12 protein-coding genes are annotated in these 15,256 nt (G+C 33.4%); 7 read left to right on the forward strand and 5 right to left on the reverse strand.

Translation table 11 applies throughout. The annotated features are described in order from the left end of the window. Nucleotides 1–71 precede the first annotated feature (71 nt). From BLV91_RS09455 to BLV91_RS09465, 3 genes are all read left to right on the forward strand, one after another. The gene (locus tag BLV91_RS09455; RefSeq protein WP_091432540.1) at nucleotides 72–809 is read left to right on the forward strand and encodes a hypothetical protein; all 738 of its coding nucleotides are present in this window, start codon (nucleotides 72–74) and stop codon (nucleotides 807–809) included. Nucleotides 810–1,415: 606 nt separating this feature from the next. Then, nucleotides 1,416–3,023 (forward strand): hypothetical protein, encoded by a 1,608-nt coding sequence (locus tag BLV91_RS09460; RefSeq protein WP_091432225.1) that lies wholly within the window; start codon nucleotides 1,416–1,418, stop codon nucleotides 3,021–3,023. A 230-nt stretch (nucleotides 3,024–3,253) separates the two neighbouring features. Beyond that, the gene (locus BLV91_RS09465; protein WP_091432227.1) at nucleotides 3,254–3,757 is read left to right on the forward strand and encodes a hypothetical protein; all 504 of its coding nucleotides are present in this window, start codon (nucleotides 3,254–3,256) and stop codon (nucleotides 3,755–3,757) included. A 248-nt stretch (nucleotides 3,758–4,005) separates the two neighbouring features. On the opposite strand, the gene BLV91_RS09470 is transcribed toward BLV91_RS09465, so the two are convergent. The 5 genes from BLV91_RS09470 to BLV91_RS09490 form a co-directional block, all read right to left on the reverse strand. After that, a complete protein-coding gene (locus BLV91_RS09470; RefSeq protein ID WP_091432230.1) occupies nucleotides 4,006–6,624 on the reverse strand; it encodes a TonB-dependent receptor in 2,619 nt (872 codons plus the stop codon). 600 nt (nucleotides 6,625–7,224) lie between these two features. Further along, entirely contained in the window at nucleotides 7,225–7,677 is a 453-nt protein-coding gene (locus BLV91_RS09475) for a hypothetical protein (protein WP_091432232.1), read from the reverse strand. 209 nt (nucleotides 7,678–7,886) lie between these two features. Beyond that, nucleotides 7,887–8,882, reverse strand: coding sequence for an NADP-dependent oxidoreductase (locus BLV91_RS09480; RefSeq protein WP_091432543.1), 996 nt, complete (start codon nucleotides 8,880–8,882; stop codon nucleotides 7,887–7,889). Between the two features lie 123 nt (nucleotides 8,883–9,005). Continuing rightward, the gene (locus tag BLV91_RS09485; protein ID WP_091432234.1) at nucleotides 9,006–9,638 is read right to left on the reverse strand and encodes an NAD(P)H-dependent oxidoreductase; all 633 of its coding nucleotides are present in this window, start codon (nucleotides 9,636–9,638) and stop codon (nucleotides 9,006–9,008) included. 70 nt (nucleotides 9,639–9,708) lie between these two features. Further along, on the reverse strand, nucleotides 9,709–10,296 hold the full coding sequence (locus BLV91_RS09490; RefSeq protein WP_091432237.1) for a TetR/AcrR family transcriptional regulator: 588 nt from the start codon (nucleotides 10,294–10,296) through the stop codon (nucleotides 9,709–9,711). A 327-nt stretch (nucleotides 10,297–10,623) separates the two neighbouring features. Between BLV91_RS09490 and BLV91_RS09500 the strand changes: the two genes are divergently transcribed. The 4 genes from BLV91_RS09500 to BLV91_RS09515 are packed head-to-tail and all read left to right on the forward strand — an operon-like array spanning nucleotide 10,624 to nucleotide 15,250. After that, on the forward strand, nucleotides 10,624–11,256 hold the full coding sequence (locus tag BLV91_RS09500; protein WP_091432243.1) for a TetR family transcriptional regulator: 633 nt from the start codon (nucleotides 10,624–10,626) through the stop codon (nucleotides 11,254–11,256). Then, nucleotides 11,246–12,571: a TolC family protein gene (locus BLV91_RS09505; RefSeq protein ID WP_091432246.1), complete on the forward strand. Its 1,326-nt coding sequence runs from the start codon at nucleotides 11,246–11,248 to the stop codon at nucleotides 12,569–12,571. The genes BLV91_RS09500 and BLV91_RS09505 overlap by 11 nt, the downstream gene beginning before the upstream one ends. Before the next feature lie 11 nt (nucleotides 12,572–12,582). Next, a complete protein-coding gene (locus BLV91_RS09510) occupies nucleotides 12,583–13,662 on the forward strand; it encodes an HlyD family secretion protein (RefSeq protein WP_091432249.1) in 1,080 nt (359 codons plus the stop codon). Between the two features lies 1 nt (nucleotide 13,663). Continuing rightward, nucleotides 13,664–15,250 carry an MDR family MFS transporter gene (locus BLV91_RS09515; protein WP_091432252.1) on the forward strand — a complete coding sequence of 529 codons (1,587 nt, stop codon included), beginning with the start codon at nucleotides 13,664–13,666 and terminating at the stop codon, nucleotides 15,248–15,250. Nucleotides 15,251–15,256 lie beyond the last annotated feature (6 nt).

Here is a 15,256-nt window from a genome sequence, read left to right on the forward strand (position 1 = left end):
GCTTCTACAATAAACGATGCTAAAAACAATCAATTTTAAAGTAGTTAAACGAATCAATTAAATACATGACAATGAAGAACAATACCACTTCCCCTCCCTTTGAATTAATAGCTCCAGACCCAATACCAGACTCCAGAATAAAGATTGCAGGTTTTTTACCCGACCCACAATCGCGATTAGATTCGACACAAATGAAGTACAAACCCATTTGTGATTCCAGCATACCATTCAGAGACTTGACTGACTCAGCTTCTAAACGTGAAAGTATAGCTCGACTAATCGATAAGCTTGACGCTTCTGCAAGTATTCGATATAAAAGAACCGTTGAAGATACTTATTGTAACGTTTACTCCTTTGATTACTGCTATTTTTCCAAAGTCTATCTACCTACAGTTTGGTGGACGGATGAGGCATTACAAAAAATACTTGACGGACAAGAAGTCGAAGCTATTTATGGTGAAACGGTACAAACAATTTATTCAAGTGCTATTCACGATTGGTTTTTGAAATGGGGATCTAGTTTTGGCTGGAAAAGAGTGTTTAGTGTTGATGAAATGCAAACCAAAGTAAATACTAATGGCGGAATTGGAATAATTTGTGCCAAAAGAAAACAAAGAGGACTCTCTGGACATATTGTTCCCGTGGTTCCCGAAACTGATTCTAAAAAAGCATACCGCGAAGATGGTGTGGTGAAATATCCATTACAATCACAAGCAGGAAAATTGAATTACAACTACTTTTCTAAGGTTAAAAAAGACTGGTGGAATAACGAACTATATTCTTCTTCTGTGTTTTATTATCACGACTAAATAATACGTCCATAATCCAATTAAAATAACGCAACTTAAATTCCTAAAATACACTAAGGTTTTAGCGAAAAAATACGACACCAAAACGGCATCAATTACAGATTTAAAAACAAAATACATGGCGCCATTACTGACTTAACAATCAACACACTAAACTCTTTATTTTTGTAAAAAAACATTTTTACTCTTTTAAAGATTAGCAAAAAATAAATTCCAATATTTTTCCTTTATTTTCATTCCAATATCTTGTTGGAAATAACAAAATAATACAGTACTTTTGCCGCTTGGAAAAACGAAAGAATAGCACAAATTACACTTTGACTATTCGTCTTCTTAATTCATTGATATAAAAGAAATTAAAAACAGCACGAATTTTATAATTGTATTATAAAATTTCACTTTTTATCAATCGTTCAGTCGATACAAACACCACATTTCTAAGACTGAAATTAAATTCCTGTAATTTAAAAGTAAAAAAGCATTTTAATGGTCGTGAGTAATTATTACTAATACAAAAACTGTATTTAAATAATTTACAACCTTTAGAATTTTGTACTCAAATAAAAAAAGAAAAGTCATTAACCATAAAAAAAAGAACTCGTATAAATGAAAGAAAATCAGACACAAAAATATTATTGGGGTATTGGATTAGAAAACGAAACCTACATGCAATTAGAAGAATCCTTAATAGTCTCTGGTGAATTTATACAAGAAAGAATTGGTTTTGAAAAATATAGTCTTGATTATAGAAAATGCTACAAACCGGAAAGCTTAACTCCTTTGTTAAAAAAAGCTTTTGGTTTAAATAAAGAATACAAGGTTAGCCGAATGATTAATAGTCATTCATTAGAAAAAATGGATATCAACTTCCAGCACAAAACGATTCCAGCCGTTACCCTATTAGGGAATCACGCTGACAATGCTGAAGTAAAACCTCAATCCATAGACAATCCTGAGTACTCAGGACAGTCTATCATGGAACTTTTTCTAGAGAACCAACCCTACAATATTCAAAGTATGATTACCCAAAGAGAAAAAACGATGGGTTCCGTGCATTTTGATGGTGATTCTATCGAGTTTGTAACAAAATACTTTGAAAACAGAACCATTCTTGATTCTTGTAATGAGTTAAAAGCGACCAAAAAATTATTCCTCGATAAAATCAATGAATCAGGCGTACTCAAGGAAAAACTAAATTTCCCTGATTACAACAAGGGAATTAATATGTTTATGACCAATCAGGAAAATCTTGTTTTGTTTAACAACGGTACCTATCATTTTCATATTACATTACCTACCCTTGCAGAAAATAGCAGAATTGTAGACTACGAAACTTTTGACAAAACACATGCTAACGCTATTTATTTGTTACAATGGTTTGAGCCATTTTTTATAGCTACACTAGGAAGTCCTGATATCATGGGAGTGATTAGTAACAAGTATGATTTAGATAAAAACTTTACTTTAGGTTCTATGCGTAATGCTATGTCACGATACATTGGCGTAGGCACATATAACAAATCAATGCCTAGAGGAAAAATTCTAACTTACAAAGTAGACGATTTCAGAAAACTATTGAAGTTTGAAAAAGAAGAAAACATTTGGTGGAGAGATCAAATCGAATCGGAGATGGAATATGAATTACTCCCAGAAGTTGGTCTTGATTTCAATCAGGAAAAAATGTACCAAAGCGGTTTTGAATTTAGAAGCTTTGATGAATTTCCTGCAACATATTTAAATGATGTTCTTTTTTCTATTGTTCTAATCTGTGAACACGCGTTGAATCTACCGGATATTAAATGGAGTCATGATAGTGTAGCTTGGAATAATTTAGTTTTTAAAACTCTAAAATACGGTTACGCAACTGAAATCAATAAAGAAGAAAAGGAAGAAGTATTGGACTTATTACAATTACTTAATCCCTCAGACACGAACTACATCACATTCAAAGCTGAATTTGATGCAATTGTATTACTAGATGAATTTTTCTTTAAAATTTTGGCCGTTTTACACGACAAGTACAAAGACGACAATGTATGTATAGATGCTATGTGCGGTCAAAAAACAAGTTCTCCTCCAGTATGGGACAACTTTAATAAATACCAAGCAGAGCAACATATGAAGCAAATCAGTCCGCAACTTCCTACTAAGATGAGCTATACTCGTAAAAAAAATAATAAAAAATCACAAAGCTTAGTTACAGAGGTATTTTAGTTCCTAAAAGGATTAAAACCTCAATTTTCTATAAATTGCACCATTAAATTAAAAGCAAGCGTAAACCGCTTGCTTTTAGTGTTTTAAAAACACACCGTTAGTAATAGCCTCCAACTTCTACAGCCCAATAAAACGTTAAAAAATTACTGTGGCACAGTTGTTGGAATTACAGAAAATGTATATACGAAACGCATAAAAAAATTTAATTACAATTCTAAAATATAGAAAATATGAAAACTTTAAAACTAATTGCCGCTGGAATAATTCTACTTGTATCAAGCACATCAAATGCGCAACTTTCAATAAATCTTAACATAGGAACAGCTCCTGTTTATCATAATTCAAGGAATGTAGCTGTAGGCTATTATTACATGCCTGACATTCAATCCTACTATGATGTACGAGCTAATCAGTACATTTATCTAGAAAGAGGAAACTGGAAACGCTCTAGAAATTTACCTAATCAATACAGAAGGTATGATGTAAACAATGGATATAAAGTAGCATTGAATGATTATCACGGAAACAGACCTTATACTAACTACAATAATGACAAAACAAGATATTATGTAGGTTATAGAGGAGAGAATCAAAGAACGGTTCAGTATCGAAATGATAACCGAATAGACTATAATAAAAAAGAGTCAAAATATCATAAAAATAACAGATATGCTAGTAATAGCAATCAAAAAGGACATGATAAAAATGACCACAAAAGATACGACAGACGTTAATCATCTAGATTAATAAATAGAAAGTGAGTTTCATAACGAAACTCACTTTTTTTATACCTTTAAAGCGCTGTAAACAACAAATACAAATTATTAGAACAAAAGCCTCCTAATAAAACAGCATTTCCTTTAAATATCAAATTTTAAGAAACGCATAAATTGCTACGACTAGCTGTATGGAGTCGCTTAAAAATAAGCATAAAAAAAACGGGAATAAATCCCGTTTTTTTATAATTGTATTTTAGTTCGTTTTAGAACTTAAAGTTTAATCCTGCTGAAAAAGTTGTTCCACTAAAACCAAATTGGTTTACTTCCCATGCATATTTAAAACGACCACCTAAGTCGGTAACTACATCACCTTTAGTATCTATTTCATCAGGATAAACATTGAATAAATTGTTTACCATCACATTAGCTGATATTGTACTTGTGAATTTGTAAGCAACTCCTAAGTCAGTAATAACTTTCCCTGCAAAAGTTTGATCTTTTGAGATATCAGTAGCATGCTGCCAAGTAACTTCACCAAAATAAGTATTATTGAAAATAAGACTAGCTTTGTTCAAATCATAATTAGTCCCTAACAATACTTTTGTATTAGGTCTAGCACTTAAAATTCTACCTTGTTCTTTACGGTTAAAGATGTCATATCCGTTAGCCTTCAAAATAGATGGTGTAGCAATTTGTCCATCAATTTTAGTATTAGCAATATTAGATGCTAAACTAAATGCTAGTTTTCCGTTTCCTAATTCTACATTTTTGTAGTTCAAAACAACATCAACACCTTTAGTTATAGTGTTAACAGCGTTGATAAAAAACTTCATACTTGTAATGTCATTAGCAATTAACACTTCTTCAACTGGGTTAGTTGTTGTATCATCTGCATCAAATCCAACCTCTCCTGAAAACAGAACACGGTCTTTAACTTTTATATGGTAGAAATCAAGAGATGCAGAAAAATTAGCACCTGATCTAAAAGTAATACCTGTAGATATATTTTCAGATTTCTCAGCATGTAATTGAGGAACACCTAATCCAATAACTGCTGGATCCACATTGTTAAAAGTCCCTTGATTAGAAATTGTACCACCAGAAACAAGCGTTTGAATATTACTCAAATAAATTTGGTGTAAAGCCGGTGCTCTAAATCCTGTACTGTAAGAAGCTCTTACTACAACATCACTATTCAGTTTGTAACGAGAGTTTACTTTCCAAGAGAAGTTATCTCCAAAATCTGAATAGTTCTCATATCTTAAAGATCCTCCTATTAAGAAAGCATCTGACACATCATAATCTAAGGTAGTATAAACTCCTACGTTATTACGATCTTCATTCAATGCATTTGCAGGTTGTAATCCAGGAAAAGACTGTGCTCCTCCATTTATATAAGATTCTTCTTGACCTGCTCTTGCTTCAAAACGCTCTTTTCTTAATTCTGTACCAAAACCAAAAGTTACTTTATCAAAAGTTCTGCTAAAATCAGCATTACCTACTAATTGGCTAAAAGAATATCCACCAACATTAAATGAGGTTGGACTACTTGCACCCAATGAAGGATTTAAGGTACTATCAACAGTATAATCTACTTTATTAGAACCCGCTGTTAAACTGAAATCCGAATTAAAACCTAACAATGTAGTTTTTATCCCAATAGATCCCAAATTATCAAAAATATCCGTTTTAAAAGTTGGTTGAAAACCATTGTAAGTTGTTCCAGCATCATGTAATAAATTGTTAGGATCTGAAATCCAATAAGGAGTTCTATACAAAGCAAAACTCGTTCCTTTTCTAACATTTATATCTCCAAAAGCATAAAGCGTAGTATTGTCAGAAAGAGGATATTCAGCATTCACTACTAAAGCTCCCATTTTAGAATCTGGTTGTCCGATAGTCATTCCTAGGTCTGGGTTTTTACTTAACCAATCTCCCCAGTCAGCATCGTCTGCAGCTACTCCAAACAAATCGTCTTTCCCTGGTTTCCCAGCTCTGTTCGTTTTCTTTTGATCCAAATAAGAAAGATTGAAGTTTACAAAACCTTTGTCAGCAATTTTAAATCCTGAGTTCAAATCAGCTCCAAAATTGAAACCATCTCCTTGTGAAGTCACCCCAGATGTAAGATTTACTTCTGTAAAATTAGTTTGCTTTTTAAGGATAATATTTACTACCCCTGCAATTGCATCAGATCCGTATTGAGAAGAAGCTCCATCACGAAGTACCTCAACTCTTTCGATTGCTGAAAAAGGAATACTTTTCATATCAGTTCCTACCTCACCTTTTCCGGGAGTATCATTGATATACACTAATGCACTTTGATTTTTTCTTTTTCCGTTTACCAAAACTAAGGTACGGCTTGGCCCTAATCCACGTAAATCTGCTGGGTCAAAGTGAGCAGTCGCATCAGATATAGCCTGAGTACTAGAATTAAATGAAGGGATTTTGTATGCTAACATTTTGTCAAACGTTACTTGTCCACTAGACTTAAGATCTTCAGCATACAATTTATCTATCGGAACTGCCGAATTTAATACACTACGCACTTTTGATCTATTTCCAGTAACAACAACCTCATCTAGACTGTTATTAGGGTTCAACTTAAAAACAATAGCGGTAGCAGCACTTGTTACTTCTATACTTTTATTTTGGTATCCTACGTATTTAGCAACCAATGTAACAGGAAATCCTTTTACTGTAATTGCAAAATTACCATTTCCGTCTGTGGTCACTCCTTGCGATGTTGCTTGGTCCACAACATTTGAAAAAGGCAACGCTTGTCCATTTTCATCCGTTACAGTTCCTTTCACTGTTTGGGCATTCATAACTGCAGGTCCTATTATCATAAATAGTACACCTAAAATAAATTGGTTAAATCTCATAAATAGTTTTTTGATAGTTTGATATAGCTAAGATAGCAAAACTATGTGTTTTCCTTAAAAAAACCTTAAAATATTACGTTTTTATTTGTTTTTTTAGAAATAACACATTTTGTTGTATTTTGTTAAAAAGCCCTATAAACATTGGTTTATCAAAATTAACTTTCTGCGATTATTCAAATGAACGGCAGCTTTGTATTAACAATTGACTCAAACCAAAACTATACTTTTAAACACCAACACTTTAGTGTCTAATAACCGCTAAATTGTCCGTTTACTCCCATGTATATTTAGTAATCAGCTCCATCATTATGTCGATAAAATAAAGAGGAATTTGCAGCCGTTGATACTGAAACGATACAAATTGAGATTGATAGAAATCGTTACCCAAAAACCGATTCGCTTGTTCAATTGAACAAACAGTATCTTAAAGAGCATAAAATTAACAATGGCGCTCCATAAATCGGCATCGATTTAATGTAATTTTACAGAAAAATGTAAATACTAATGATGTTTAGATAGCATTTAGTTTCCCAAGTGGGAAACTAAAAAATCAGCTATCTTTTAATCTTTCAAAAAAAAAGTTTATTTTTTCTTTAACTTTTAATATAAATCTTCAATGACATAATTAGTGTCATTAAACTGAAAGGAACTTCCTTTTTCTAAACCTCTCATGTTTGCGTAAATTGGGGCTTTAGTTGAAATTCCTACGATTGTCACTCCGTCCATTTCCACTTTTTCGCTGGAAATACCTATAAAAAAAGTCAATTGGTCTGTAACGACAGCTGCTCCTGGCTCCACAACTGAACTTTCCTTTGTCACGTCTAATGAATCTAGGAAAGCGAGTCCTTGTTGTGCAAAAGCAAGTTCATCACCTATAGCTTTTAGCAATTCATATTTACCAGCTCTGCGATCTTCACTCTGGCTGGCAGATTCTTTTTGACTAAAAGTATCTTCGTTGATTTCAGCCTCACGCTTTTTATAATTTTCAATCAACTCATTCTGTTTTTGGATACAATCTTCCAATATTCGGTTTTTATCTATTCTATTTTTCATATTATTAATATCAGGTTAACAAGTTAGAAATATATACTATTTATTTTATAAAATGCATTCATTGTGCAAACAAATCTAAATAAGTTTATATGAACCGAAACAGCTGAGAAACTGAACAGCAGTTCCTGAGGACAAATAAGCATAAACCAAAAACAGCCCTAAACAAAAATGCAGGGCTGTTTTTTTAGATTCTATTTTATAAAGAGTTATTAAATTTTAACGACCATTTTACCTTTATTCTTTCCTTCAAAGAGATCAATAAAAGCTTGTGGAATCTGATCAAAACCTTCCACCACTGTTTCTGTGTAAGTCAGCTTTCCTTCTTGTAACCATGTCGCCAATTGCTTCACAGCTTCTGGGAATTTAGTCGCGTAATTACTTACAATAAACCCTTGCATTAGCGCGCTATTTTTCACTAAAAATGGTTGTACGCTGATACTTTGGGGAATAGATGTTTCATTATAAACTGATATTGCCCCACAAATAATCATTCGAGCAAATTTATTAATATTAAAAAGAACCGCATCCGAAATTTCGCCTCCCACATTGTCAAAATAAACATCGACTCCGTCTGGACAAGCAGCAGCAATAGCTTCTGTCATATTAGTGGTTGTATTGTAATTAATGGCAGCATCAAAACCAAATTCTGATTTCAGCATTTCTACCTTTTCATCTGTTCCAGCAATACCTACAACTCGGCAACCTAAAATCTTAGCTATTTGTCCTACGATACTTCCTACTGCACCCGCAGCTCCAGAAACTACGATAGTTTCACCCTTTTGAGGTTTTCCTATTTCGGTTAAACCTAGATAAGCCGTTAATCCAGTCATCCCTAAAACACCTAAATAGGCTGATTGAGGAATGCTTGTCGTATCAACTTTAGTTAATCCCGTCCCGTTAGATTTTTGAAATTCCTTCCATTCTAACATTCCAGAAACGTAATCCCCTTTACTAAAATCAGCGTTATTGGATTCCATCACCTCAGCGATAATCCCTGAGCTTATTGGCTTATTCAATTCAAATGGCGGAACATATGATTTTGCATCACTCATTCGCCCTCTTAAATAAGGATCTACTGAAACATAGCTTGTTCTTAATAGTATTTCTCCAGATTGTATTTGCGGTTGTTCTTCGGTTATCAAAGCGAAGTCAGATAACTGTGGTTTTCCCGCTGGTCTATTATTTAATAAAATAGTATGATTCATTTTCTTTGTTTTTATATTCATTTACGATTTTCCATTATTGAAATAATTTCTTTATCGATAATCTTGTAAACTATTATCTAGTGACAAAAATGGAATTTACAACTAGATGATTTTCAACTAGTATTAGTCTATATATGTTACCAAGTCTTCTTTGCTTTTTCTAACTTTTGTCAAATTTACCAGCCAGTCTTTATCTGAGTCTCTGTAACCCAAAGCCAATATGACACAACTTCTAAGTCCTTTTTCTTTCAGGTTTAGAATTTGGTCTAATGCAGCTGGATCAAAACCTTCGATTGGCGTACTGTCAACACCTTCAAAAGCAGCGGCTGCGATAGATTGTGAAAAAGCAATGTATGCTTGTCTTGCAGCATGTTGAAAGTTTTCTTCAGCATCTTTTTGTGGGTAGCTATTCAATAACATTTGGCGGTAATTTTCCCATCCTTCATTCTCAAAACCACGAACCTCATTAGTAAGATCAAACATTTTATTAATACGCTCTGCCGTATACGTATCCCAAGCTGCAAACACAAGTAAATGCGAACAATCAGTAATCACAGATTGGTTCCATCCAATTTCTCTTATTTTTGCTTTTACTTCTGGATTGGTCACAACCATTATCTCAAAAGGTTGTAAACCACTTGAAGTAGGTGCTAGTGAAGCCGCTTCAATAATCGTGTCTATTTTGTCTTGAGATACTTTTTCACCGTTCATTGCTTTAGCAGCATAACGCCATTTTAATTTTTCTATTAATTCCATTTTTATATTTTGTTTTATTACTTATTATTTTTTCTATTCTCTCTATTATATGCTCTTTATTCTATTCTCTCTATTCTTGTTTCGCACAAATACTACCCCATGCAGCTTCAAAAGATTCTTTCAGTACTTTATCATTTAATTCGCAAAGCCCTCTATTTTGCATGTTCATTAAAAAAGCCATCGGATATATGCTATAAGCATAAAGTAAATAGTGCGAAATATCTTTTATAATCCCTTCATTTATACCGCGCAACCATAGATCAAAAAGCGGAGTCATGTGTAAAAGTCCTTCTTGCCTAGTTTTTTCGTCAATCATGGGCGTATTATCACATTGAGATAAAAAAGAAGCTTCCTCGTTATGCTCCAATTTAAAACTTGACATATTATACCAGATGCGTTCAAAACTTTTTTTTACAGTTATATTCTGTTCGTATCCTTCAAATGCCGCTGTTGCAAAAGAGACTTTTACATCTAGATACAATTGGTTAACTAAATCCTGTTTGTTTTCAAAATAGAGATAAATAGTAGCGGGAGAAACATTAGCAACCTTGGCCACTTTAGCCATAGAAGCACCTTGAATCCCTCCGTTGTTAACTAAACTAAGCGTAGCACTTAATAGTGCTGAACGTTTAATTTTACTTTTTTGAAGTTGCCCCATATTGCTATTTATTTATGATAAATCGTTTTCTTATTATTGAAGAGTACAAATTTACAAAAAAAAGAATGAACGTTCATTTATTCTATAGCAATTGGGTTTTATTTAATACTATTATCGATTACTTAAATATTGAAACTAAAAAACCGACACTGATAAACTGTAATGTTTACTTGCCCACTATTCAGTCTCAACAAAAAAAAGATCAGTATTCCCATAATTGCAACAAATAGGAACGAGTCGAACTTTATGTTAATTTTATGTTAAAATAAAAATCAAACAGTTGTTTAATTTAAACAGTTGTTTAATTTTGTGCCATAATAAATACAAATGTTAGCGGAAGAAACTTTTAACGATAAACAAATTCACATTCTACAGGTAGCGGAAACACTATTTGCTGAAAAAGGTTTTGATGGTACTTCAATTAGAAATATTTCTAAGGAAGCCAAGATCAATATCGCCATGGTATCCTATTATTTCGGCTCTAAAGAACGATTATTAGAGTCTTTAGTCATGTTTAGAACTAAAAATTTAAAAACGCTAATAGGTAATTTGGTAACAGAGAATATTGAACCTGCAGCTAAAATTAACAAACTGATTGAAATTTACATCCATCAGATCAATTCGAACAAAGGAATTTATAGAATATTACACTTTGAAGTTGCAAGTAAAAAAAGAGATACCACTTTCAAAGCTTTTAATGAACTTCGAAAAAACAATTTTAAATCACTCGAGACCATTATTAAAGATGGACAAGAAAAGGGTGTTTTTAAAAACGACATTTCAATCCCACTAGTTACGCCAACTATTTTAGGTACTTTTTTTCATTTTCATATGAATAAAGAATACTTCGTAGAACTATTAAATCTAGATACAGAGGAATTATACAACAATTACATAAAAACCAATCTGACAAAACACATTCAACAAACAATAAAAGCACTTCTGATATATGAAAGTTAGTCAATTAATGCTCTTTGGGATTTTCTTTATTGGAATTTCATCCATCGAAGCGCAACAAAAAAAGAGCTTAACACTCGATGAAGCCATCCATATGGCTTGGGAAAAAAGTAATGAAGTAAATTTGGCTAATGCCAAAGTAGCAACAAAAAAATACGAGTTGCAATCTGTAAAAAACAACAGATACCCTGATTTGAAAGTCGCGGGACAGTATCAACGTTTAACGAAAGCTTCTATTGATTTGAAACTGAACAAAACTTCAGATTCAGAGCCACTTCCAGTCGTTGATCAATTAATGCTTGGACAGGTTAATGCAAGTCTGCCACTATTTGCAGGTTTTAAAATACAAAGCAGCATTAAGGCCTATGATAATATGTATCAGGCAGAAACAGCAAGCGCTATGCAAACAAAGGAAGAAGTTGCCATGCAAGTTGTTAATTATTATGCCGGTTTATATAAAGCCCAAAAAACGGTAGAGCTATTAAAAGAGAATCAAAAAAGCGCACAACAACGTGTGGATGATTTTATTGAACTAGAAAAAAATGGAATCATTCCCAGAAATGATTTATTAAAGTCACAACTCCAAGTTTCTAAAGTGCAACTATCATTAGACAGAGCTATAAGCGAACTAAACGTTGTAAACTTTGAACTCGCCAGTCTCTTAAAAATGGATCCTAAGACCAAATTGGAAATAAGAGAAAGTGATTTTGCGAACTTTCAGATGACTAATGTTCCCACTAACGAGGAACCTGCATTAGTAAATCGTAAAGATTTAGAAGCCATTCGATTGCAAGAAAAAGCAAGTCTTGCTAATATTCAAATTGCCAAGAGTGGCTACTACCCTACTATTTCTCTTATTGGCGGATACACGGCATTAGATCTAAAAAATGTAATTACCGTTCAAAACGCGATGAATATTGGCGTTGGTGTATCTTATGACTTAAGCGGTATTCTTAAAAATGGTACGAATGTAAAAATTGCCGAAAGCAAGGCTTTGGAAATACAAAATTCTGGAGCAATGCTTACTGATTACATTAAAATACAAGTTCAGAAAGCCATTGAAGATTATGACTTAGCGTTAAAACAAGATTTAGTCTACAATCAAGCCGTTGAACAGGCATCAGAAAATTACAGAATTATAAGAGACAAGTATGATAACGGACTCTCTGACACCAATGATTTATTAGAAGCCGATGTAGAACAATTAGGTTCTAACATTAATAAAACATTGGCGAAAGCAAATGTCATCCAAAAATATTACGAGTTGCTTTCTGTGACTGGTCAACTAAACCAAACCTTCAATCTTTCAAAAATATAATCGACACCAAAATGACAAAGAAAAAAACAAACACAAAGTTTATCATTATAATAGCTTCTTTGGTGCTATTAGGTTTTGCTTATGGAACTTATAAATACATTCACTCCCTTTCTCATGAAGGTACAGATGATGCCCAGATAGAAAAAAACATGAACCCTATTATTCCTAGAGTATCTGGCTATGTAAAGAAAGTATATATCAAGGATAATGATTTTGTAAAAAAAGGAGATACTTTATTTACGATTGACAAAATGGATTACCAATTAAAAATTGATGAAGCAACTGCAAATTTAGCTGCTGCAGAAGGAAATTTTGAGGTTTCTAAAGAAGATATTAATAGTGTTTTAGCAAGTATTTCAGTGTCTGACGCCAATGTAAAATCCGCAGGAGGAAATATCGAAACCGCCAAAATCAGATTGGGTCGACTTACTAGTGATTACAACAGATACAATAATTTATACAAAAGCCATACAATTACAAAACAACAATACGAACAAGCTTTAGCTGCAAAGCAAGAAGCAGAAAGTCAAGTGCGTATTTTAGAACAACAGGAAAAAGCATCTGCTTTCCAAAAATCAGTAATTGTAGCCAAATCAAAAGCAACAGACAAACAAACGGACGTGGCAGCTGCCAATATTAAAAGAGCCAAAGCTTTACTTGATTCAGCAAAACTAAATCTAACCTACACAGCTGTAACTGCTGCTATTGACGGTCAAGTTTCTAAAATTGACATTCAACCAGGACAATTAGTACAACCAGGACAATCTCTTTTTTACATCATAAACAACAATGAGGCATGGGTTGTAGCTAATTTCAAGGAAACACAATTAAACAAAATGGTTACTGGACAAAAGGTAACTATAAAAGTAGATGCGTATCCTGATTATGATTTTAACGGTACAGTAACTTCATTTTCACCTGCAACAGGGGCTCGTTTCTCTATTTTACCTCCTGATAATGCTACTGGTAACTTCGTAAAAACGATTCAAAGATTACCCATAAAAATCAGTATTGATGCCGACAATGATGCTGAAAAAATAAAATTATTACGTCCAGGAATGAACGTGGATGTTGACGTACATATAAAATAAAATGGTACAAGGACAAGGAGAAGACGATTTAGTTGAATACGGTTTTAGACGGGTTATTATTACAATAACAGCAGTACTTTGTGCATTGCTGGAAATTGTAGATACGACTATCGTTAATGTCGCACTTACCAATATGAGAGGAAGTCTTGGGGCTACACTTACAGATGTTGCTTGGGTAATTACGGCCTATGCAATTGCTAATGTAATTGTAATACCAATGACGAGTTGGCTTTCGCAACAATTTGGGAGACGTAATTATTTTGCTGTTTCCATTATTATATTTACCGTTGCCTCTTTTTTATGTGGTAATGCAACGAATATATGGGAGCTGGTCGCATTCCGATTTATTCAAGGCCTTGGTGGTGGTGCATTATTGGTTACTGCACAAACAATCATTACAGAGAGTTATCCTATTGCTAAACGAGGAATGGCACAAGCCATCTATGGTATGGGTGTTATTGTTGGTCCTACCTTAGGTCCGCCATTAGGAGGATATTTAGTAGATCATTTTTCATGGCCCTATATCTTTTACATAAATATTCCGTTAGGTATTATCGCTACCCTTTTGACATTAAGTTTTGTTCGAAGCCCAAAATATGGTGAAAAACTAAAGGCAAATCAGGTCGACTGGATAGGAATCATCCTTTTAGCTTCGTTCATTGGTTCTTTGCAGTTTGTATTGGAACATGGTCAACAAGACGACTGGTTTAATAACAAATTAATTGTGCTACTAAGTGCAGTTTCGGTATTTGGTCTAATATTATTTATCTGGAGACAATTAACCTATAAATTCCCAATCGTAAATTTAAGTGTACTGAAAGATGGTAATTTAAGGATTGGTACCTTAATGGCTTTTATTCTAGGTTTTGGACTATATGGTTCTACTTTAATAATTCCTATTTACACACAGTCTGTTTTAGGATGGACCGCTACTGATGCTGGACTATTACTGATTCCCGGATCTATAACCACCGCCTTTATGATGCCTATTATTGGTAAATTAATTCAGAAAGGTGTTCCACAAGGATACATGATTGCTTTAGGCTTTTTAATTTTCTTTGTATTTACCCTTATGATGCGTAACAACATGACGCCAGATACTGGGACTGAGCATTTATATTGGTCATTGATTTTAAGAGGAATTGGATTAGGACTACTTTTTGTCCCCATCACCACTTTGTCACTCTCCACTTTATCTGGAAAGAATATTGGTGAAGGTGCCGCCTTTACAGGTATGATGAGACAGCTGGGAGGTTCTTTTGGAATTGCAATAATTACCACCTTTATCACGAGGTTCAATCAAGAACACCGCGTAAACTTAGTAGCGCATCTAGATGGAAGCAAATATGAGGTGCAAGAACGATTGTTGCTGTTGCAAAAAGGATTTATGTCAAAAGGGTTTACTTCAAACGAAGCATTGAATAAAGCCTACCAAGCCATCGACTATTCAGTTATGAAACAAAGCACCGTATTGTCATATATGGATATTTTTATGTATCTCGGAGTTATGTTTCTGTGCTGTATTCCAATTGTCTTTTTGATCAAAAAAGGAAAAAACAAAATTAATCCGGCAGACGCCATGCATTAATAGCCA

It is taken from the genome of Flavobacterium degerlachei, assembly GCF_900106645.1.
Taxonomy (GTDB): domain Bacteria; phylum Bacteroidota; class Bacteroidia; order Flavobacteriales; family Flavobacteriaceae; genus Flavobacterium; species Flavobacterium degerlachei.

Excerpts from the sequence above, each read along its gene's own strand:
- BLV91_RS09455 (WP_091432540.1), top strand. The coding sequence starts at position 72 with ATGAAGAACAATACCACTTCCCCTCCCTTTGAATTAATAGCTCCAGAC.
- BLV91_RS09460 (WP_091432225.1), top strand. The coding sequence starts at position 1,416 with ATGAAAGAAAATCAGACACAAAAATATTATTGGGGTATTGGATTAGAA.
- BLV91_RS09465 (WP_091432227.1), top strand. The coding sequence starts at position 3,254 with ATGAAAACTTTAAAACTAATTGCCGCTGGAATAATTCTACTTGTATCA.
- BLV91_RS09470 (WP_091432230.1), bottom strand. The coding sequence starts at position 6,624 with ATGAGATTTAACCAATTTATTTTAGGTGTACTATTTATGATAATAGGA.
- BLV91_RS09475 (WP_091432232.1), bottom strand. The coding sequence starts at position 7,677 with ATGAAAAATAGAATAGATAAAAACCGAATATTGGAAGATTGTATCCAA.
- BLV91_RS09480 (WP_091432543.1), bottom strand. The coding sequence starts at position 8,882 with ATGAATCATACTATTTTATTAAATAATAGACCAGCGGGAAAACCACAG.
- BLV91_RS09485 (WP_091432234.1), bottom strand. The coding sequence starts at position 9,638 with ATGGAATTAATAGAAAAATTAAAATGGCGTTATGCTGCTAAAGCAATG.
- BLV91_RS09490 (WP_091432237.1), bottom strand. The coding sequence starts at position 10,296 with ATGGGGCAACTTCAAAAAAGTAAAATTAAACGTTCAGCACTATTAAGT.
- BLV91_RS09500 (WP_091432243.1), top strand. The coding sequence starts at position 10,624 with ATGTTAGCGGAAGAAACTTTTAACGATAAACAAATTCACATTCTACAG.
- BLV91_RS09505 (WP_091432246.1), top strand. The coding sequence starts at position 11,246 with ATGAAAGTTAGTCAATTAATGCTCTTTGGGATTTTCTTTATTGGAATT.
- BLV91_RS09510 (WP_091432249.1), top strand. The coding sequence starts at position 12,583 with ATGACAAAGAAAAAAACAAACACAAAGTTTATCATTATAATAGCTTCT.
- BLV91_RS09515 (WP_091432252.1), top strand. The coding sequence starts at position 13,664 with ATGGTACAAGGACAAGGAGAAGACGATTTAGTTGAATACGGTTTTAGA.